20 protein-coding genes and 1 pseudogene are annotated in these 20104 nt (G+C 53.9%); 6 read left to right on the top strand and 15 right to left on the bottom strand.

Translation table 11 applies throughout. From position 1 onward, the window contains the following. The first annotated feature begins 41 nt into the window (after positions 1-41). On the top strand, positions 42-2195 hold the full coding sequence (gene pta / locus ACQE3Z_RS01940; RefSeq protein WP_426971871.1) for a phosphate acetyltransferase: 2154 nt from the start codon (positions 42-44) through the stop codon (positions 2193-2195). A 407-nt stretch (positions 2196-2602) separates the two neighbouring features. Next, positions 2603-3634, top strand: coding sequence for a hypothetical protein (locus tag ACQE3Z_RS01935; protein WP_426971870.1), 1032 nt, complete (start codon positions 2603-2605; stop codon positions 3632-3634). A gap of 46 nt (positions 3635-3680) precedes the next feature. Here the strand turns inward: ACQE3Z_RS01935 and ACQE3Z_RS01930 are convergent, their stop codons facing one another. From ACQE3Z_RS01930 to ACQE3Z_RS01910, 5 genes and pseudogenes are all read right to left on the bottom strand, one after another. Beyond that, complete coding sequence (locus ACQE3Z_RS01930) at positions 3681-4634, bottom strand: transketolase family protein (RefSeq protein ID WP_426971868.1); 954 nt, start codon at positions 4632-4634, stop codon at positions 3681-3683. After that, a complete protein-coding gene (locus tag ACQE3Z_RS01925; protein ID WP_426971866.1) occupies positions 4627-5457 on the bottom strand; it encodes a transketolase in 831 nt (276 codons plus the stop codon). The genes ACQE3Z_RS01930 and ACQE3Z_RS01925 overlap by 8 nt, the downstream gene beginning before the upstream one ends. Further along, positions 5454-6844, bottom strand: a pseudogene (locus ACQE3Z_RS01920) (PTS ascorbate transporter subunit IIC). The gene ACQE3Z_RS01925 and the pseudogene ACQE3Z_RS01920 overlap by 4 nt, the downstream one beginning before the upstream one ends. A gap of 127 nt (positions 6845-6971) precedes the next feature. Then, entirely contained in the window at positions 6972-7244 is a 273-nt protein-coding gene (locus tag ACQE3Z_RS01915) for a PTS sugar transporter subunit IIB (protein WP_250650450.1), read from the bottom strand. A 77-nt stretch (positions 7245-7321) separates the two neighbouring features. Beyond that, positions 7322-7765: a PTS sugar transporter subunit IIA gene (locus tag ACQE3Z_RS01910; protein WP_426971864.1), complete on the bottom strand. Its 444-nt coding sequence runs from the start codon at positions 7763-7765 to the stop codon at positions 7322-7324. A 234-nt stretch (positions 7766-7999) separates the two neighbouring features. On the opposite strand from ACQE3Z_RS01910, the gene ACQE3Z_RS01905 reads away from it, so the two are divergent. Next, positions 8000-9019 carry a LacI family DNA-binding transcriptional regulator gene (locus ACQE3Z_RS01905; protein WP_426971863.1) on the top strand — a complete coding sequence of 340 codons (1020 nt, stop codon included), beginning with the start codon at positions 8000-8002 and terminating at the stop codon, positions 9017-9019. 4 nt (positions 9020-9023) lie between these two features. Here ACQE3Z_RS01905 and yfcD read toward each other — a convergent pair whose 3' ends face one another. Then, a complete protein-coding gene (yfcD, locus tag ACQE3Z_RS01900; protein WP_426971862.1) occupies positions 9024-9578 on the bottom strand; it encodes an NUDIX hydrolase YfcD in 555 nt (184 codons plus the stop codon). 118 nt (positions 9579-9696) lie between these two features. Beyond that, complete coding sequence (gene yfcF, locus ACQE3Z_RS01895; protein WP_426971861.1) at positions 9697-10338, bottom strand: glutathione transferase; 642 nt, start codon at positions 10336-10338, stop codon at positions 9697-9699. 115 nt (positions 10339-10453) lie between these two features. Between yfcF and ACQE3Z_RS01890 the strand changes: the two genes are divergently transcribed. After that, the gene (locus tag ACQE3Z_RS01890) at positions 10454-11344 is read left to right on the top strand and encodes a TIGR01777 family oxidoreductase (RefSeq protein ID WP_426971860.1); all 891 of its coding nucleotides are present in this window, start codon (positions 10454-10456) and stop codon (positions 11342-11344) included. A gap of 61 nt (positions 11345-11405) precedes the next feature. Here the strand turns inward: ACQE3Z_RS01890 and hisP are convergent, their stop codons facing one another. The 6 genes from hisP to ACQE3Z_RS01860 form a co-directional block, all read right to left on the bottom strand. Continuing rightward, the gene (gene hisP, locus ACQE3Z_RS01885) at positions 11406-12179 is read right to left on the bottom strand and encodes a histidine ABC transporter ATP-binding protein HisP (protein WP_426971859.1); all 774 of its coding nucleotides are present in this window, start codon (positions 12177-12179) and stop codon (positions 11406-11408) included. 8 nt (positions 12180-12187) lie between these two features. Next, complete coding sequence (locus ACQE3Z_RS01880; RefSeq protein ID WP_250650455.1) at positions 12188-12904, bottom strand: ABC transporter permease; 717 nt, start codon at positions 12902-12904, stop codon at positions 12188-12190. Then, entirely contained in the window at positions 12901-13587 is a 687-nt protein-coding gene (locus ACQE3Z_RS01875) for a histidine ABC transporter permease HisQ (protein WP_250650456.1), read from the bottom strand. Before ACQE3Z_RS01875 ends, ACQE3Z_RS01880 begins: the two co-directional genes overlap by 4 nt. A gap of 72 nt (positions 13588-13659) precedes the next feature. Then, positions 13660-14436: a lysine/arginine/ornithine ABC transporter substrate-binding protein ArgT gene (gene argT, locus ACQE3Z_RS01870; RefSeq protein ID WP_250650457.1), complete on the bottom strand. Its 777-nt coding sequence runs from the start codon at positions 14434-14436 to the stop codon at positions 13660-13662. Between the two features lie 273 nt (positions 14437-14709). Beyond that, positions 14710-15279, bottom strand: a complete 570-nt coding sequence (locus ACQE3Z_RS01865; protein ID WP_250650458.1) for a UbiX family flavin prenyltransferase — start codon at positions 15277-15279, stop codon at positions 14710-14712. A 59-nt stretch (positions 15280-15338) separates the two neighbouring features. Continuing rightward, positions 15339-16244 carry a LysR family transcriptional regulator gene (locus tag ACQE3Z_RS01860; protein ID WP_426971858.1) on the bottom strand — a complete coding sequence of 302 codons (906 nt, stop codon included), beginning with the start codon at positions 16242-16244 and terminating at the stop codon, positions 15339-15341. A gap of 97 nt (positions 16245-16341) precedes the next feature. On the opposite strand from ACQE3Z_RS01860, the gene ACQE3Z_RS01855 reads away from it, so the two are divergent. Then, the gene (locus ACQE3Z_RS01855; RefSeq protein ID WP_426971857.1) at positions 16342-17325 is read left to right on the top strand and encodes an aldo/keto reductase; all 984 of its coding nucleotides are present in this window, start codon (positions 16342-16344) and stop codon (positions 17323-17325) included. A gap of 24 nt (positions 17326-17349) precedes the next feature. After that, a complete protein-coding gene (locus ACQE3Z_RS01850) occupies positions 17350-18543 on the top strand; it encodes an MFS transporter (protein ID WP_426971856.1) in 1194 nt (397 codons plus the stop codon). A 56-nt stretch (positions 18544-18599) separates the two neighbouring features. Here the strand turns inward: ACQE3Z_RS01850 and ACQE3Z_RS01845 are convergent, their stop codons facing one another. Beyond that, positions 18600-18878: a DUF6966 domain-containing protein gene (locus ACQE3Z_RS01845; protein WP_426971855.1), complete on the bottom strand. Its 279-nt coding sequence runs from the start codon at positions 18876-18878 to the stop codon at positions 18600-18602. After that, complete coding sequence (locus ACQE3Z_RS01840) at positions 18875-20017, bottom strand: hypothetical protein (protein WP_426971854.1); 1143 nt, start codon at positions 20015-20017, stop codon at positions 18875-18877. Before ACQE3Z_RS01840 ends, ACQE3Z_RS01845 begins: the two co-directional genes overlap by 4 nt. Positions 20018-20104 lie beyond the last annotated feature (87 nt).

Genomic DNA, 20104 nt, shown 5'->3' with positions numbered 1-20104 from the left:
CGGAGTTGTTTTGACAGCCTGAAATACCTGAGAGGTTTACTGTGTCACGTACCATAATGCTTATCCCTACCGGCACCAGCGTCGGGTTGACCAGCGTCAGCCTCGGCGTTATTCGTGCGATGGAACGCAAAGGGGTTCGCCTCAGCGTGTTCAAACCCATCGCGCAGCCCCGCGCCGGTGGCAATACGCCTGACCAGACCACCACCATTATTCGTAAAAACTCCTCCATTCCTGCCGCTGAGCCGCTGCAGATGTCACGCGTGGAATCGCTGCTGGGTTCTAACCAGCAGGACGTGCTGATGGAAGAGATCATTGCTCGCTACCACGCCAATACCCAGGACGCGGAAGTGGTGCTGGTGGAAGGCCTGGTGCCAACGCGTAAACATCAGTTCGCCAGCGCGCTTAACTATGAGATCGCAAAAACCCTGAATGCGGAAATTATCTTTGTAACCGCGCTGGGCAACGATTCACCGGCACAGCTGAAAGAGCGTATCGAAGTTACGCAAAGCAGCTTTGGCGGCAGTAAGAACAAAAACATTACCGGCGTCATCATCAACAAACTCAACGCGCCGGTCGATGAACAGGGCCGTACTCGCCCGGACCTGTCAGAAATTTTTGATGACTCCACGAAAGCCAGCGTCGCGAATATCGATCCGAGCCAGCTGTTTGCCAACAGCCCGCTGCCGGTGCTGGGCTGCATTCCCTGGAGTTTTGATCTGATCGCCACCCGCGCGATTGATATGTGCCGTCACCTGAACGCGCGCGTAGTCAATGAAGGTGAAATTCAGACGCGTCGCGTAAAATCAGTGACGTTCTGCGCCCGTAGCCTGCCGCATATGCTGGAACATTTCCGCCCAGGCTCGCTGCTGGTGACCTCCGCCGATCGTCCTGATGTGCTGGTTGCAGCCTGTCTGGCTGCCATGAACGGCGTTGAAATCGGTGCGATCCTGCTGACCGGCGGCTATGAAATTGATGACCGAATTTACAAACTCTGCGCACGCGCCTTCCAGACCGGCCTGCCGGTGTTTATGGTTGAAACCAATACCTGGCAAACCTCTCTTAGCCTGCAAAGCTTTAATCTGGAAGTGCCCAGCGACGATACGCAGCGCATCGAAAAAGTTCAGGAGTACGTTGCCAGCCATATCAGCAGCGACTGGATTGAATCTCTGACCGCCACCTCCGAGCGCAGCCGTCGTCTTTCGCCGCCAGCCTTCCGTTATCAGCTCACCGAGCTGGCGCGTAAAGCGGGCAAACGCATTGTGCTGCCGGAAGGCGATGAACCGCGTACCGTTAAGGCTGCCGCCATTTGCGCCGAGCGCGGCATTGCGCATTGCGTGCTGTTAGGCAACCCGGATGAAATTCAGCGTGTCGCCGCGGCGCAGGGCGTCGAACTGGGCAAAGGTATTGAGATTATCGATCCGGAAGTGGCCCGTGCCAATTACGTGGCGCGCCTGGTTGAACTGCGTAAAAACAAAGGCATGACCGAAGTTGTTGCGCAGGAGCAACTGGAAGATAACGTGGTGCTGGGCACCATGATGCTGGAACGTGACGAAGTGGATGGTCTGGTTTCCGGCGCGGTACATACTACCGCCAACACCATTCGTCCGCCGCTGCAGCTGATTAAAACCGCCCCTAACAGCTCGCTGGTCTCTTCCGTGTTCTTTATGCTGCTGCCGGAACAGGTTCTGGTTTATGGCGACTGTGCCATCAACCCGGATCCAACCTCTGAACAGCTGGCGGAAATTGCTATCCAGTCGGCGGATTCCGCAGCGGCATTCGGCATTGAGCCGCGCGTCGCAATGATCTCCTACTCTACCGGCAACTCTGGTGCGGGTAGCGACGTGGAAAAAGTACGCGAAGCAACGCGTATTGCGCAGGAAAAACGTCCCGATCTGGTGATCGATGGCCCGCTACAGTATGACGCAGCAATTATGGAAGATGTAGCGAAATCAAAAGCGCCAAACTCTCAGGTAGCGGGTCGTGCTACGGTATTTATTTTCCCGGATCTGAACACCGGTAATACCACTTATAAAGCGGTACAGCGTTCAGCAGATCTGATCTCCATCGGACCGATGCTGCAAGGCATGCGTAAGCCGGTTAACGATCTGTCACGTGGCGCACTGGTTGATGATATTGTTTATACCATCGCTCTGACCGCGATCCAGGCTGCACAGGCGGAAGCACAGCAAAACTAATTTTGCCTGCTGATTACAGGCGGCCTGCGGGCCGCCTTTTTATTTCCCGCTGTTGACACGACTATCTTTGCAAATTCTCTGCCCTCCTTTCTTTCTTTTTTCTCTTAATAAAAGGCCCTGCCGACACAATGTTTGTTGTGACTGGATGCGCCCGTTAAAAACGCAATAAATAAGCGCATTGACAAACGCGTGAATTATAAAATAACAAGCGAGACGCCAGAAAAAATAAGCGAAGCGGCAACCGACGCGTTTATTTTTCTACGCAATTTGTGAAATTATTTTGGTCAAATCCGCATTCCCTAACTAGCCTTAAATTACCTGAAACAGAGGTGTCGAAATTTTTCACGCACGTTGAAAAATTAATACTGTGGCAACGGGTTAAAAGATAAACATAGGGAGTAAATATTATGAGTGAACATCCTGAGCATCTCCGCAACCGGCACGATACGGCCTGGGTGGAACCGGTGAATGGTGTACCGCTGAAGCGCATTTCATGGAGCGCTATCTTTGCCGGCGTTATCGCTGCGGTATTAGTCCATTTATTATTATCGCTGTTGGGAATGGCGATCGGCACATCCAGTATCGATCCGATGAAAGAGCAAAATCCGATGGACGGCATCGGCACCGGCGCGGCCATCTGGACCGGCCTTAGCATGCTGGTATCCATCGCCGTGGGTGCCTGGGTTAGCGGACGTCTGGCGCAGCGTGAAGGCATGCTGCATGGTCTGTTAATGTTCGGCGTGAATACCCTGTTTAGTCTGTGGCTGGCTATTATGCTGGTTAACTCCGCTATGAGCGGCGCCATGAACGTGATGGGTGCCGGCCTGAGCGCGATCGGCAGCAGCATTAGCGCTGTCGCTCCACAGGCAACGCAAATGGCGCGTGATAAGCTGCAGGAAAGCGGTATTAATCTCGACGACTTGCAGAATGAATTAGAAACCACGCTGCGTCAGACGGGTAAACCTGAGCTGCAGCCGGAAAACCTGCAAAACGATGCGCAAAATGCGGCAAACAGTGCGCAGAATCAGGCGCAGGCCACGGCAAATAATCCACAGAATGCCGATACGGATATTGCTAACTGGATTAAAGGCGTAATTAACAGTAATCAGGACACGTTACAGGCTGCCGACCGTGAGGCACTGAAAAATATTATTCAGGCACGTACCGGTAAATCTGATGCCGAAGCTGAACAGATTGTTACTCAAACGGAACAAACCTATCAGCAGGCGCGTCAGAAATATAATGAGCTAAAACAGCAGGCAGAACAGAAAGCGCGTGAAACTGCGGATAAAGCTGCAGAAGCAACCGCTAAAGCCAGCTGGTTCGCCTTCTTTATGCTGATTATCGAAGCGATTCTGGCAGGCGTCATGGGTATGGTCGGTCGTCGTACTCAGCCGCGTCAGGTACTGAGCAATCAGCGTCCTACAAAACGCGATTAAATACCCTCAGTGAGTAAAAAGGCGGGAGACTCTCCCGCCTTTTTTATTAGAGCAGTTCACGCGCGGCTAAAACAATATCCTGCGCCGTCAGGCCATATTCCTGTTGTAAAAACGCCTGCGTGCCTACCTGACCGTAGCGCTCCTTCACGCCAACGCGCCGCATCGGCACCGGACAGGTTTCTACCAGCACTTCCGCTACTGCCGAACCCAGCCCGTTATGGATACTGTGGTTTTCACAGGTCACAATACGCCCGGTTTTACCGGCATAGTTTTTTATCAGCATGCGATCCACAGGTTTTAGAGTAAACATATCGATCACTGCGGCGCTGATGCCTTCCTGCTCCAGCTGCCGCGCCGCCTCCAGCGCTTCTGTCACCATAATACCGTTGGCGATCAGGGTAATATCTTCGCCATCACGTAACACATTGCCCTTGCCGATAGTAAACGTTGAGCCTGGCGCATATACGGCGGGTGCCTGTTTGCGGATGGTACGCACCCAATAAAAACCGTCCAAATCGATAAGCTGATGCAGCAGATCGTCAAACATTACTGCGTCTGTGACCTCCAGCACCACCGAATGGGCCAGCCCGCGCACAATGCCCATATCCTCAAACGACATATGCGTGCCGCCGTTGTGGCAGGCGGTGATGCCGGCATCCGATGCAATGACCTTCACATTATTACGTGCGTAATCCAGCGCCATAAATAACTGGTCAAAGCAGCGACGGCTGGCAAAAGCAGTAAAAGTGTGTACGAAAGGCTTTCGTCCCGTCAGCGACAGCCCTGCGGCAATGCCTATAACATTGGCCTCCATGATGCCGCAGTTGATAACCTGCTGCGGCCAGGCCCGCGCCACGCTATCCATCGCCATTGAACTCATCAGATCCGCCTCAAGGGCGATAATAGAGCTTCCCGCCGCAATCTGTTTCGTTACGAAGCTGGCATATACCTTACGCATCTCGGGCGCGTCGTTTTGTCCTGCAGGTGCAATCTTAATCATGTGCCGCCTCCAGTTGGTGAATAGTTTCCCGGAGCGTCTGTTTCATCTCATCCGTCAGCCGCAGATGATGAGAGTTACTTAACTGCTCAAGGCAGGGCACGCCCTGCCCTTTAATACTGTCGAGGATCACCACGCGTGGGCGGGCATCCGCAGCCGGAACTGGCTGAACCTGCTCCAGCAATCCGGCGACGTCATCGCCTTTTACCGTTACCACATCAAAGCCAAAGGCACGGAATTTTCCTTCAAGGTCAAACGCGCAAATGATCTCGTCCAGCTCGCCGTCAAGTTGCTGTTTGTTCCAGTCGATAAATATCGTCAGGTTATTCAGGCGGTGATGGGCGATAAACTGAAATGCCTCCCAGCACTGGCCTTCATTCAGCTCACCGTCACCAACGATGCAAAACACCCGATTTGACCGTCCCGCCAGCTTATGCGACAGCGCCATGCCACCGGCAATGGAGATCCCCTGTCCCAGCGAGCCGGTTGTAGCATCAACGCCGCGCGTTTTCAGTCGGTCCGGGTGACTGGGAAGCCGGGTGCCGTTCTGGTTTAGCGTGTTTAACGCTTCAACAGGAAAATAACCTTTAATGGCTAATGTGCTGTATAACGCCGGGCCGGCGTGCCCTTTCGACAGAACAAAATAGTCCCGCTCCGGCCAGTCTGGATCTGCCGGGTCGATTTTCATTACCGCGCCGTACAATACCGCCAGCGTTTCCACTACCGACATACTGCCGCCATAATGACCGAAACCCAGCTGCGTCAGAGATTTAAGCGTGGCGATGCGAATATTGCGCGCCAGCTGTGTGACTTCCTGTACATTCATGATTTAGCCCCGCTATTTTCCTGCGGCTTACCGTCCGCAGATCTGTTTTTTGCCATCAGGTTGTAGGCCACCAGCAGCACGAACAACGCCACTACCAGTCCCGTAATGGCCAGCGGCGGCAGATAGCGCGCCAGATTACCCAGCACAATCCCGATTACGCCAAAATCAGCGTCTGAGAAGGTGGTATTGGCAAAGCCTATTGCGCCCAGTACCGGCAGCAGCAAAACCGGCAGAAAGGTAATCAGCAGCCCGTTAGCGAATGCGCCAACCATTGCCCCGCGCCGTCCGCCGGTGGCGTTACCAAACACGCCAGCCGTCGCGCCGGTAAAGAAGTGCGGCACCACGCCTGGTAAGATCAGTACCAGTTTGAGCTGCCCCAACAGAAATAACCCCACCAAACCGCCAAGGAAGCTGAACAGAAAGCCAATCAGTACCGCATTAGGGGCGTAGGGATAGACAACCGGACAGTCCAGCGCAGGACGCGCATTCGGCACCAGCTTTTCCGAAAATCCGGTAAAAGCCGGAACGATTTCCGCCAGGATCAGACGCACGCCCTGCAGGATGATAAACACGCCCGCCGCGAAGGTAATCGCCATGATAATGGCGTACACCAGATAGTGCTGACCGCCGCTGAACTGGCTTTCAACATATTCTCTGCCCGCGCTTACCGCCATAATCAGATAAATAATCATCATGGTCAGAGAGATGGAAATTGAGCTGTCGCGCAGGAAGCTGAGGTTTTTCGGCAGGTTCATCTCTTCGGTGGATCGGGAGCCTTTACCGCACTTGCTGCCGATCCAGCCGGAAAGCACGTAGCCAAGCGTGCCGAAATGACCGAACGCAATATCATCACTGCCGGTAATACGTTTCATATAACGCTGCGCCAGCGCCGGGAAAAAGGCCATAACCAGGCCTAAAATCAACGAGCCGGTAAACACCAGGCCAACGTCTCCGAACCCGGCTACGGTCAGGATCACGCTGATCATACAGGCCATATAAAAAGTGTGATGTCCGGTCAGGAAAATATATTTCAGCCGTGTAAAGCGCGCGACAATAATATTCGCCACCATCCCGAATGCCATGATCAGCGCGGTAGAGGCACCATATTTTTCCAGTGCAATAGAGACAATGGCCTCGTTATTGGGAATAATACCCTGGATATTAAAGGCGTGTTCAAACATACCGCCCAGCGGATTTAATGACCCGACCAGCACCGTTGCGCCGCCGCCCAACACAATAAAGCCGAGAATAGTTTTAATTGTGCCCTTAACAACGTCAGAAAAAGACTTTTCTGTGCCACCAAACCAATTAAGGCAATTAAACCCACCAGCACCGAGGGCACTTTAAGAATATCAACGATAAAATTCAGCGTTTCCCGGATAAACATATCCACCTCGCTATAGAGATTTTATTTTTCAGGCTGCTTTTTCCTGGCTGGCGTTATATACCCGATTAAAAACATAAGAAGCGTTCGGTTGCCGCCTTGCTGCACCCTGAATTTTGATGTTTTGTGATTATTGTTTGTCGAACCAGGCGCGCAGCTGCGTTTCCAGTTCATTGATATCGATAATGTTCTTAATCACCACCAGCTTGCTTTCCGGCACGCTGGCGCTGGCGGCGATATCCTTTGCCATAACAAACAGGTCTGCCGCGTCAGGCGTTGCGGAAGAGAGATCGGCATGCTCTACCTCCGCCTCTCTGCTTAGTTTTTTCAGTACTTTTTTAATATTCATTTCGATCATAAAACTGCTGCCAAGACCGGAACCGCAAATAGCCATGATTTTCATGTTTACCACCTTTTTGAGTAGAGAGGCCCCCACCACGCTGGCGCGTAATGTATTTAAAATCGAAATGCGAAGTGAATTCAGAAGCGTTCGATAATCTTTTTAATATCCTCCACGCTTTTCGCCTGATGTAATTGTTCCATATCCTTATCGCTGGAAAACAATTCCGCCAGCGCAGATATCATTTCAATATGGCTATGTTTATCAGGCGCCGCGAGCATTACTATCAGATCTACCGGGTCAAAGGCTTCAGACTTAAAGGCTACGCCGCGTTTTAGCTTAAGCAGCGATAGCCCTAATCCTTTTGCTCCCTCTTCCGGTCTGGCATGCGGCATCGCCAGCCCGGGTGCCAGCACATAATAAGGTCCCAGCTGGCGATGCTGCTCAATCATTGCCGTAACGTAATTGGGTGTGATGACTCCGGCCTCCAGCAAGGGCCTGGCCGCGAGTTCCAGCGCCTGCGGCCATGCTTCTACGCTCTCCTGTAGCCTGATGGTGGCGTCATGCAGCCATTGTTTAAGCACTTTTCTGTTCCGCCGTTTAGCACAAGATGAACAAACTTTATGCAAGGCAACAATTGTTAACCGTGATAATAATCACAAAGATAGCGCTACCAAAAAGTATCATGCAAAATTGTGATAGCGCTATCAAAGCGTAATCCTGGCAGGAATTCACAGTAAGCAAAGAGGCTTAAGGCGTATACTCTCTGCTATGTGAAGCGAAGGAAGACACTCAGCGTCTGGTCAGCAGGAATGTGTATGTCTCTAACCCGAAAACGGCGCAGTACCGGTAAAGTCACGCTTGCTGATGTGGCTCAGCTTGCCGGTGTGGGCACCATGACCGTATCCCGTGCGTTACGTACGCCTGAACAGGTTTCCGATAAATTACGTGAAAAAATTGACGCTGCGGTGCAGACGCTGGGATATATGCCCAATCTTGCCGCCAGCGCGTTGGCATCAGCCTCATCCAGAACCATCGCCATGGTGGTGCCCAACCTTGCCGAGGCGGGCTGCCCGGAGATGTTTGCCGGGCTGCAACAGGCGCTACAGCCTGCCGGATATCAGATTATGCTGGCGGAATCGCGCCATCGTCTTGAACAGGAAGAGAAGCTGCTGGAAACGCTACTCGCTTCCAATATTGCCGCCGCAGTTTTGTTGAGCGTTGAGCACAGCGATACCGTGCGCCACTGGCTGCACAACGCCGCGATCCCGGTGATGGAAATAGGCGCAATACGCGCCGATCCTGTTGATATGAATATTGGCATTGATAACGTTGCCGCAATGTACGAACTCACCGACATGCTTATCCAGCGCGGTTACCAGAATATCGGCATGCTCTGCGCTAATCAGGAACAGTGGATTTTTCAGCAGCATCTGCAGGGCTGGTATAAAGCGATGCTGCGCCATCATTTATCGCCCCATCGCGTGATCAACGCGGCGCTTCCGCCTAATTTTTCCACCGGCGCCTCTCAGCTACCGGAATTTTTACTGGCGTGGCCAGAACTGGACGCGCTGGTCTGCGTTTCCGACGAGTTGGCCTGCGGTGCGCTGTATGAATGCCAGCGCCGACGGATCAAAGTGCCGGACGAGCTGGCGGTGGTGGGTTTTGGCGACAGCGATGTCAGCCGCGTTTGTCAGCCGCCGTTAACCACCATCGCGGTGCCGCATCGCAAAATTGGTATCGAGGCGGGACGCGTACTGCTGGCGCGTTTAAACCATGAGGAGTGGAGCGATCGGCAACCGATCGCTTCCAGTTTATGTTTGCGGGATAGCTGCTGAGGAATTATTCCGCCTTGACCTGTTTTTCCTGCCTGGCCGGTTCGTTATTGGCGTTGCGGCTGAGCCACAGCGATAGCGCCTTCAGCGAATCGGAGGTGAATTCATCACAGCGGGCGGTGATCTCCTCCGGGGTCAGCCAGAAAACCTCAACCACTTCTTCCGGCTGCATGGCAAACGGGCCGTGAGAAACGCAGCTGAACAGCGCGCCCCAGACGCGGCAGTGTTCATCTTCAAAATAGAACTGACCATGTTCGGCGAACGGCACGGCAGCGATACCCAACTCCTCTTCCGCCTCACGACGTGCAGACTCCAGATACCCTTCCCCGCTTTGCACCACGCCGCCTGCGCACGCATCCAGCATGCCGGGCAGAAAATCTTTCGTTTCCGTTCGGCGCTGCACCAGAATATTACCCATGCCGTCGTGCACCACTATATAGGTAGCGCGATGACGCAAATGTTGTGCCCGCATCTGGGCACGGCTGGACTGAGCGATAACTTCGTTATCTTCGTTAACGATATCTACCCATTCAGTGCCGGCATCCTGACCTTGCTCCACCATCAGTAACCCTTTTCGTTCTGGCGCCCATTGCGCGATGATATTTCCCACAGGTTTTGCGTTACGTTGACGCAAACCGCCATAACTTAAAGGCTTCGCCTGCCGGACGCAAGCCGGGCGATTAGCCTTTTTTAACCGACTCTCCCAGCCACAGCTGAACCGAGGCGCGCTGCCACTGAAACCAGGCGTATTGCGCCAGATTTTCCGGCAATTCATCACCATGCAAAGCCAGACGATTCAGCATAATAGCCAGGTCGGTATCAGCAATAGACCATTCGCCAAACAGGTTCTGTTGCCCTGCGCTCAGCAAACGTTGCGCGCCTTCGATAAGTTTAGCGGCGCTCTGGCGCGCTTCCTCGCTAAGCGGTGAATATTTTTCACCGGCAAAGATAACTTCTGTAGGGCGTTCCTGACGGAGCGGCATAAAATCGCTGCGCAGCCACGCCTGCAGTTCGCGCGCACGGGCGCGTTTCTCGCGATCGTGTGGATAGAGACGTTCATAGTCGGGCGCAGGAAAACACTCTTCCAGATATTCAATAATCGCTGAGGATTCGCTGAGATACAGACTATCCAGCGCCAACGCAGGAACGCGGCGGGTCAGCGAAATGGCCGCATACTCTTTGGTCAGATGTGCGGCATGTGCCAGATCGACTCGCTGTAGCGTAAAAGGTAGTGCTTTTTCCCTCAGGGCGACATAAACGGACATCACCCAGGGACTGTAGCAATGAGCATCTGACCACAGCTTAATTGTAGGGTATTGCATGCGGTTCTCTCCTGCGAGTTAACGATCGGTATATTTGGCCAATCGATAATAGCACCACTGTAAAGGTTCTCTTCTATGCTGAATAAAGAGTGATAAAACAGGGATGAGGCCTGGCATGCAAATATTAATTACCGGCGCTACCGGCCTGATTGGGCGTCATCTGGTGACGCATCTGCTGGCGCGTGGCGATCGCGTCAGCGTAGTAACGCGTAACGTCGAGGCGGCGCGCGATCTGCTTGGCCCGCAGGTCAGTATCTGGTCCGGGCTTAATCAACAGCGCGATCTCAACGGCATCGATGCGGTGATCAACCTTGCCGGCGAGCCCATTGCCAGCAAACGCTGGACGCCACAGCACAAGCAGCTGCTGTGTGAAAGCCGCTGGCAAATCACCGAGCGGCTGGCCTCATTAATCAACGCCAGCAGCGAGCCGCCTGCAGTACTGATTTCCGGTTCGGCCACCGGTTATTATGGCAATGCTGGCGAGTCAGTATTAACCGAAGAGGATAGCGGTCACGATGAGTTTACCCATCAGCTTTGCGCCCGCTGGGAAGCGCTGGCGATGACCGCCGCCAGCGATCGTACCCGCGTTTGCCTGCTGCGCACGGGCGTCGTACTGGCAAAAGAGGGCGGCGCGCTGGCGCAGATGAAAAAACCCTTTCTGCTGGGCCTCGGCGGTCCCATCGGCAACGGACGTCAGTTTCTGCCGTGGATCCACCTGGAGGATATGCTGAGCGGCATTCTCTGGCTGCTGGACCATCCGTTGCAGGGGCCTTTCAATATGGTTGCGCCGTATGCGGTACGCAACGAACAGTTTGCCGCCACGCTGGGTAAGGTGATGCATCGCCCGGCTCTGATACGCACGCCGGCCAGCGCAATAAAGCTGCTGATGGGGGAATCCTCGGTGCTGGTGCTGGGCGGACAGCATGTGTTGCCCCAGCGGCTGGAGGCATCCGGCTTCCGCTTCCGCTGGTATGAGCTGGATAAGGCGCTGGCCGACGTCATATAAACACCCTGATAAAAAACGGCTGACCGGCGCAGAGCTATCCGCTTATAACGCCCCTGCCAGGCTATTTCAGCACGCCGGAAAGAAACTGCTGGAGACGCGCGCTTTTCGGTTGGCTGAAAAGCGTCTCTGGCGGCCCTTCCTCTTCTATTTTGCCCTGATGCAGAAAAATAACGTGGCTGGAGACATGGCGGGCAAACTCCATTTCGTGCGTGACCACTACCATGGTTTTCCCCTCTTCCGCCAGCTTCTGCATAATGCGCAGCACTTCGCCCACCAGTTCAGGATCAAGCGCTGAGGTTGGCTCATCAAACAGCAGCACATCCGGCTCCATCGCCAGCGCACGGGCAATGGAAACGCGCTGTTGCTGACCGCCGGAGAGGTTGACCGGATACTTCGCCTGAGCGCGCTCGTCAATGCCCACCTTATTGAGATAGCGCAGCGCGCGTTCCCGCGCCTCGGTCTTGCTCAATCCCAGCACCTGAATCGGCGCTTCCATGACATTCTCCAGCACCGTCATATGGTTCCAGAGATTAAAGTGCTGAAATACCATGGTGAGACGCGTACGCAGCAGGCGCAGCTGCTCTTTATTGGCGACTTTCAGCTGCCCGTCACCGTCACGCACCAGCTTTATAGGCTGGTTATTGACCGCAATCGATCCTTCGCTGGGCTTTTCCAGAAAGTTTATACAGCGCAGGAAGGTGCTTTTCCCGGAGCCGGACGATCCGATAATGGTAATCACATCACCGGCGTTTGCCTGGAGCGATACGCCTTTTAACACCTCATGCTCACCATAGCGTTTGTGCAGTTCGGTAACGTTGAGTTTATTTTCAGCCATAGTCATACTCAGTGGGACGATGAAGGTTTAAGGTGCGCCAGCCAGCGTTTTTCCGCCTTGCGGAACAGGCTAATCAGCACGTACGAAATCACTAAATAGATCACTGCCGCAATGCCAAAGGCGGTAAACGGCTGATAGGTTGCGGCATTGATATCACGCGCGATTTTCAGCAGATCGGGAACGGTGGCGGTAAAGGCCAGCGCCGTTGAGTGCAGCATTAAGATCACTTCATTGCTGTAGGCAGGCAGTGCGATACGCAGCGCCGCAGGCAGAATAATGCAGCGATAGAGCTTAAAAGTAGAGAAACCATAGGCGCGCGCCGCCTCAATTTCTCCATGCGGGACGGAGCGAATCGCACCAGCAAAAATCTCGGTGGTGTAAGCGCAGGTATTCAGCGTAAAAGCCAGCAGCGTACAGTTCAGTCCACTGCGGAAAAAGGCGCTGAGCAGCTCCGATCCCTTGACCACTTCCAGCGTATACATGCCGGAATAGATGATCAGCAGTTGCACATAGAGCGGCGTGCCGCGAAAAATATACGTAAAAAACCATACCGGCGCGCGCACCGCTCTGTTTGGCGAAACGCGCGCGATAGCCAGCAGCACCGCCAGGGCACCGCCGACGGTCACCGAAAGAATTAACAGCCACAGCGTAATTGCCACGCCGGTGAAGCGATAGCCGTCGGTCCAGAGCAGCGCTTTCCAGTATTCCTGTAAAATCTCGATCATAGCTCGGCCTTCTTCACGCCAACGGAATAGCGACGCTCCAGCCACCACAGCACGCCGTTTGATAAGGTAGTGAACAGCAGATAGATAATGCCGGCGACAAGGGCGAACCAGAACGGCTGCCAGGTGCTTTTGCCAGCCAGCTGGGTCGCTTTTACCACATCCTCCAGCCCCAGCAGCGAGACCAGCGCCGTGGCTTTCAGCACCACCTGCCAGTTGTTGCCGATGCCGGGCAGCGCAAAACGCATCATGGAAGGGAAGAGAATGCGGCGAAATACCTGCGAGCCGGTAAAGCCAAAGGCGGTTGCCGCTTCTATCTGCCCTTTCGGTACCGCCATAAAAGCGCCACGGAAGGTTTCGGTAAAATAGGCACCATAGATGAAGCCGAGAGTGATCACCCCGGCCGCCATCGGATCGATATCAAACTGCGCGATCCCCAGCATGGTGGTAATTTGGTTGAGTGCGATCTGCAGACCATAAAAGATCAGCAGCATCAACACCAGATCGGGCACGCCGCGTATCAGCGTGGTATAAGCCTCAGACAGCAGCGCCAGCGGACGATGGCGCGACAGGCGTGCGCCAGCGCCCACCAGACCTAAAATCACCGCGAGCAATACCGAGCTGAGCGCCAGCTCCAGCGTCACCAGCGCGCCGCGCAAGATAACTTCAGAATAGCCATACAGCATCAACGAAATCCTGGCGTAACAGAAGAAACAAAATGCCGCTCGCGCTAAGCAAGCGGCCATAACGGTCGGCGATTAATTACCGTAAACGTTAAAATCAAAATACTTTTTCGCGATCTTGTCATAGGTGCCATCTTTGCGCATTTCAGCAAAGGCTTTATCAATGGCCGCCTTCAGTTCGCTATCTTCTTTGCGCAGCCCGATACCGGTGCCGACGCCAAAGATTTTGTCATCTTTTACTGCCGGACCGGCAAAGGCGTAATCTTTGCCCACCGGCTGTTTCAGAAAGCCTTCGCTCGCCTGCACTTCATCCTGGAAAGCGGCATCGATGCGGCCCGCATTCAGATCCTGATAGACCAGATCCTGATTAGCGTAAGGCGTGATGGTAACGCCTTTCGGACGCCAGTACTGATTCGCATAGGTTTCCTGGGTGGTGCCCTGCAGCAGGCCGATATTTTTCCCTTTTAACGACTCCGGCGTTGGCTCCAGTTTTGCGCCTTTTGGCGCTACCAGCCGCGAGTTAGCGGCATAGAGCTTGTCAGAGAAGGCGATCTCCTGCTGACGCTTTTCAGTGATAGAGAGCGAAGAGATAATAAAATCAATTTTCTTCGCCTTCAGCGAGGGGATCAGCGCATCAAAATCGCTCTCCACATAGGTACAGCGAGCCTCAATACGTTTGCAGATCTCATTGGCCAGATCGATATCAAAACCGACCAGCTCGCCCTGCGCATTTTTCGATTCAAACGGCGGATAGGTGGGATCGTTACCGATACGCAGCGTTTTCGGTACGGCAGCGCCGACAGTGCCTGCGAAAGCCAGCAGCAAAGAGAGAGCCAAAACTCGCTTTTTCATGGGTTATCCTCAAGTGAAGAGCTTATAGTTATGTGAGATGTGACAGGTTTGCTTTCAGGAAACTGCACTTTTCATGCCAGTTCACAATGCTGCGGCATGAATGACGTCTGGCCTTCACGGCAGCAAAAAACGGACATAAGCGCTTCGTTTGTGAATGAAATATAGCAGGCTTGAAAAGAGGAAAAAGCGACATTGTTACGTTTTGGTGCATGACCTGCACGAAAAGTGATCCAGGCCGGATTAATGCACCAAAACAGAACATTTTATGTGAGGTTATGCACCCTGCCAGCGCGTGAACAGATCTTCCGGCAGAGTAATATCAAACTGATCGAGTACGCGATTCAGCGTTTGATCGACTACCTCCATCAGGCTCTGCGGGCGATGATAAAAGGCTGGCACTGGCGGCATCACAACGGCGCCCAGCTCGGCGGCAGCGGTCATCATCCGCAGATGTCCCAGATGCAGCGGCGTTTCCCGCACACACAACACAAGGCGTCGGCGCTCTTTCAGTACCACGTCGGCGGCTCGCGTCAGCAGCCCATCGCTATAGCTGTTAACGATGCCGGAGAGCGTTTTCATCGAACAGGGTAAAATTGCCATCCCTGCGGTTTTAAACGAACCGGAAGAGATGCTGGCAGCGATATCACGCACATCATGCACCACATCGGCAAATCCCTGAACTTCGCGCAGGGTAAAATCTGTCTCCAGCGCCAGCGTTTGGCGGGCGGCATTGCTCATCACCAGGTGCGTTTCAATTTCCGGCAGCGGCTTTAAAAGCTGTAACATGCGAACGCCGTAAATGACGCCGCTGGCGCCGGAAATGCCAACGATCACTCTTTTCATGAAAATACTTTCCTTATTGGTGGGAGGTTAAGTTTGGACGCCCGCCCACAAGATTACAATCAAACCGTTAACGCGACGCCCTTTAGCACCTCTGCCTGTGCAGCAAAAAGATGAATAAGGTGATCGGCTACCACTCTGACCCGACGCGAATGCGCCAGATCGGCATGCATTACCAGCCACACCGGCTGCTCAACGCCCGGCTCCGCCAGCAGACAATGCAACCCTGCCCGCTGCGCCAGAAAATGAGGCAGCAGCGCTAACCCCATCCCGGCAACGGCGGCGGAAAGCTGTGCCGCCAGCGTATTGGTTTCCAGCCGACAGGGACGCCCGCGCAAGGTACGTAAAAGCCATTTTGCTGCAGGCAGATGATGATGCGTTTCCGCCCAGCCAATAAAATCATCATGCTCGAAAGCGGCGTTCTCTTTATCGAAGCGCCGGGTGGTCAGATAAGAGGCTGACCCGTACAGGCCGAAGCCCAGCGTGCCTACGCGTTTTATCGTTAAATTACCCGCTTCAGGGCGCACCATGCGTACTGCCAAATCGGCATCGCGGCGGTGCAGATTCACCGTTTCCAGGCCGCTGATGACCTCCACCCGCAGTTCAGGATGCTGCGAGAAAAGCGCCCCCAGCGAAGGGATAATCAGCGGGTTTGCCAGATTTTCCGCCGTCGCCAGCCTTACCACTCCCGCCACCTTGCCCTGGGTTTGCGCCGCCTCGCCAAAAGCAAGTGCGGCATGTTCCAGCGCTTCAGCCCGTTCCAGCAGCGCTTCGCCATCATCGGTCAGACGATAGCCGGTCTGATGGCGGCTGAAAAGCGGTACGCCCAGCGCGGTTTCAAGCCGATCCAGACGGCGCGACAGCGTGGCGATCCCGATGCGCAGTTCATCTGCAGCACGACTTAAGGTGCCGCTGCGGGCAACGGCAAGAAATATCCGGGCATCATCCCAGTGAATAGAGGCGTACATTTTGTTTTTCAAAAATGGAAAACGGAACGCCGATTTTAACGCTACTTCGCCAATAGAGAAAAGCAGATACTTCCTGCAACCAACAGGAGGAGCAAAAATGCAACAACGACAGCTGACAAAAAATCTGCAGGTTTCTGCACTGGGCCTGGGCTGCATGGGAATGAGCGAATTCTACGGGCCGCGCGATGACGCTGCCTCGCTGCGCGTACTGGAACAGGCGCTGGATAGCGGAATTAACTTCTTTGATACGGCAGATATGTATGGTCCTTATCACAACGAAGAGATCATTGGTCGCTTTCTGGCCTCCCGGCGGCAACAGATAAAAATTGCGACCAAGTTCGGCATTGTGCGCCAGCCGGGGGAATACCGTCGCCATATCGATAACAGCGCGGACTATGCCCGCCGCAGCTGTGAAGCTTCGCTGCGACGTTTGGGCATTGAGCAGATCGATCTCTATTACGTTCACCGTCTGGATAGCGCAACGCCGGTGGAAGAGACAATGGAAACGCTGGCACAGCTGGTACGTGAAGGAAAAATTGCCCATATCGGCCTGTGCGAAGTTAGTGCAGCCACGCTAAAACGGGCGCATGCGGTTCATCCGGTGGCGGCACTTCAAACGGAATATTCACTCTGGACACGCGAGGTAGAAAACGCTGTGCTGCCGACCTGCCGGGAGCTGGGTATCGGACTGGTGGCCTACTCTCCGCTTGGGCGCGGCTTTTTAACCGGTCGCTTTCAGCCAACGACAACCTTTGTGCCCGGCGATTTCCGCGCCAGCCTGCCCCGTTTTCAGCCGGAAAATATCGCCAGGAACCAGCCGCTTGCTGAAGTGATCGCTGCGTTGGCGACAGAAAAAGCGTGTACCGCCGCCCAGATTACCCTTGCCTGGCTGCTGGCGCAGGGAGAAGACATTATTCCCATTCCCGGCACCTGTAATCGCCTGCATTTGCAGGAGAATGCGGCGGCGCTCAAGGTAACGTTAAGCCCGCAAGAACTAACGGCATTACGGGAGGCGGTGACGGCATTACCGGTAGCTGGCGAACGTTATACCGCAGAAGGCATGAAAGGTCTTGATGCGTAAGCAACTTAAGAAAAGGAACCAGATATGAGCAGAACCGCAATTCTTGAGAAGCCAGCCATTCAGAGCTGGCGTAGCTGGCTGGCCGTGGTGGCGCTGGGCATTAGCGCTTTTACTATTGTGACCAGCGAACTGGCCCCGATCGGCCTGCTCTCGGCGCTGGCGCAGGATTTTAACCAGTCTCAGGCCGGGACCGGGATCATCGTCACGGCCTATGCCTGGGTAGCAGCGGTAGCCGCACTGCTTTCCGGGGCTTTGCCGCAGCGCGTTCCGCGCCACATGCTGCTGACCGGCATGATGCTGGTATTGGCAGCATCCTGCCTTGCCGTCGCCTGGGCCAGTTCTTTCAATCTGCTGCTGGCGGCACGCATCACTGGCGCGCTGGCTCATGGTGCTTTTTGGGCATTGATCGGCACCGTTGCCGCCCAGTTGGTTCCGCCTGCCCGCTTTGGATTAGCGACCGCAATTATTTTTGGCGGGGTTTCCGCTGCCAGTGTGGCAAGCGTGCCACTGGCTAATTTTCTGGCGAACGTGGCGGGATGGCGCAGCGCCTTTATTATTGTTGCCGTGATTGCTCTGTTAACCGCCTGCGTTATCGCCTGCAGCGTTCCACCTCTGCGGGCGACATCTCCGATCGGGCTGCGTGCACTGTCAGCGCTCTTAACGCAGCGCTCTTTTTTACAGCTTTATCTCGCCACTGCCTGTGTGATTACCGCGCATTTTGCAGCCTTTACCTGGATAGAACCCTTGTTGTCAGAAACCTTACGGTTGCCTGCCCCGCTGGTAAGCATGCTGCTGTTGGTATTCGGACTGGCGGGTATTGTTGGCAATGTGCTGGCGGGTAAGCTTATCGATCGTCATTTGAAAGGTCTGGCGATTGCAGCACTAATCATGGCGGCTGCCGCCGTTGCGCTGTTAGCCATATTGCCTTTACAGCGGCATCCGGCTGTGACTGGATTACTGCTGTTGGGCTGGGGAACAGGCATTGCGGTGATTTTTGTCGGCTTTCAAACGTGGCTGTTACGGCTGGCTGGCGCTGCCGCGCAGGCCGCTTCGGCAATTTATGTCGCTATTTTCAATGTGGCGATTGGCTCAGGTGCGCTGGCGGGAAGCCTGCTCCTGCGCTTCACATCAATTGATGGTGTGCTGCTGACGGCATCGGTGGCGATTCTGCTCGGACTGCTCCCGATCCTGCTGTTGCCTCCGCCGGTAGAGCATTAAGTTTTTGACGGGGCTTGCCGCTATGGGAACCCCTGTTAGTTTTATGCTAAGCAACGTCATGATGCGGTAGCTAATTCAAGCTGATTGTAGAGTTTGCGGCGTAAGTTATTAAGCTTTCTATTTTCATAAAGCAAAGGTATACCCTCTTTATGAAGAACAAGATCGTTAAATGATCCCATGCCGCCATATAGCGCCTTCAGCGATCTAAGCGACGACTCGTAGTCCATATCAAGCGCCGAGCCTAAATTTTCAAATTCTTTCGCCCATGAAAGCTCATCATTGGATGAGAGTATACAGGCAATATCAGTAATGATTTTTCGTATCTCATGCTTCATTTTAAACCTCCGCTGCTCAGTACTTTAACGCCAGGAATTTCCCACGGCTCCATTATTAACACTTGTTCCGTACCGCCCGAATAAAGGGCATTCTGATATCCAACCTCACCCACATACACCCTGGTTCCCGCAGGGATTTGTATTTTATGATAGCTATCAAGGGGTGATTTATTACCGTTAGGCCACCTGGGTAACAAGGCTTTATCTATGCGGGTTTGTAGTATGCCTTGAGGTTGTTCATATCCGAAAAACTGGCCCAATGGCCTATTGGCTACGCCACCCCGAAAGAATGTCGTATCGGTTGATAATATTATTTCTTTGTATATGCCACCAGAAAATGTCCCGGCGATATCATTAGGTAACGGTCCTGGCTTTATCATTGAGTATTCTCCCTCAACCTTTCCAAGAACATGTAAGCTTCTTAGTTCAAAAATTTTACTGCTTGCACCTAAATGACCCATACCGAAAGCAGCTGCAACAGAAGCGCCTGCGATAAGCAGGCCTTTGACCTCGTCAGACATCATCTGCTGATAACCGGCGAGCGCATCGCCTCCGAGCTGTTCTGCGGTCTGTCTGAAACCGTCGGGATTACCGTTATACATCCCGCCTGCCGCCAGCAGCCGTCCGGCGGTTTTGCTGTTGATGATGTTCAACGGCGCGGACTGCTTTACCTTCGCCTGCCGGGCAGGTAACACCGTGGGACGTGGTTTTCCGCCCCTCCTGCTGTAGTCGCGGCGGGCAACCGACCGCTTATACTCACGGATAATATCCCGCGCCCCGTCAAACTTATACGCCAGAGGGTTGCGGCAAATCAGTTCGCCATGCTCATCAATATAAAACAACTCCCCCTTTGTGACAGAAGACCCGCCGAGCATCACCACCTCGCCGCTGAAGAGCATTCTTCGCAGCTTTTCCCGCTCCCGCGGCCCGTGCGGCGGCAGCTGGTTGGTATAACCGTTAACGTCGCGCTGATACATATTAATCAGCTGAAATCCCAACGTTGGACGGTCATCAAAAACGTATTTGCTGTCGATATGCCACCAGGCGGAATAAGGAGAAATAATTTCCTCATATTTTTCCGGGGCCAAATCGTCACGTGGCAGGTAATAAAGATCGGTTCCAGGCAGGCTGAAGCTCATGCATCATATCCTTATGATGGAAACACAGGATAAAAATCGCACATCCTGTCAGCAGCTTCAACCATAAAAACCTATGATTTTCATGAA

The sequence above is a fragment of the Pantoea sp. FN0307 genome (assembly GCF_050113815.1).
Classification (GTDB): domain Bacteria; phylum Pseudomonadota; class Gammaproteobacteria; order Enterobacterales; family Enterobacteriaceae; genus Mixta; species Mixta alhagi.
This window is presented reverse-complemented; position numbering and strand designations above follow the sequence as displayed.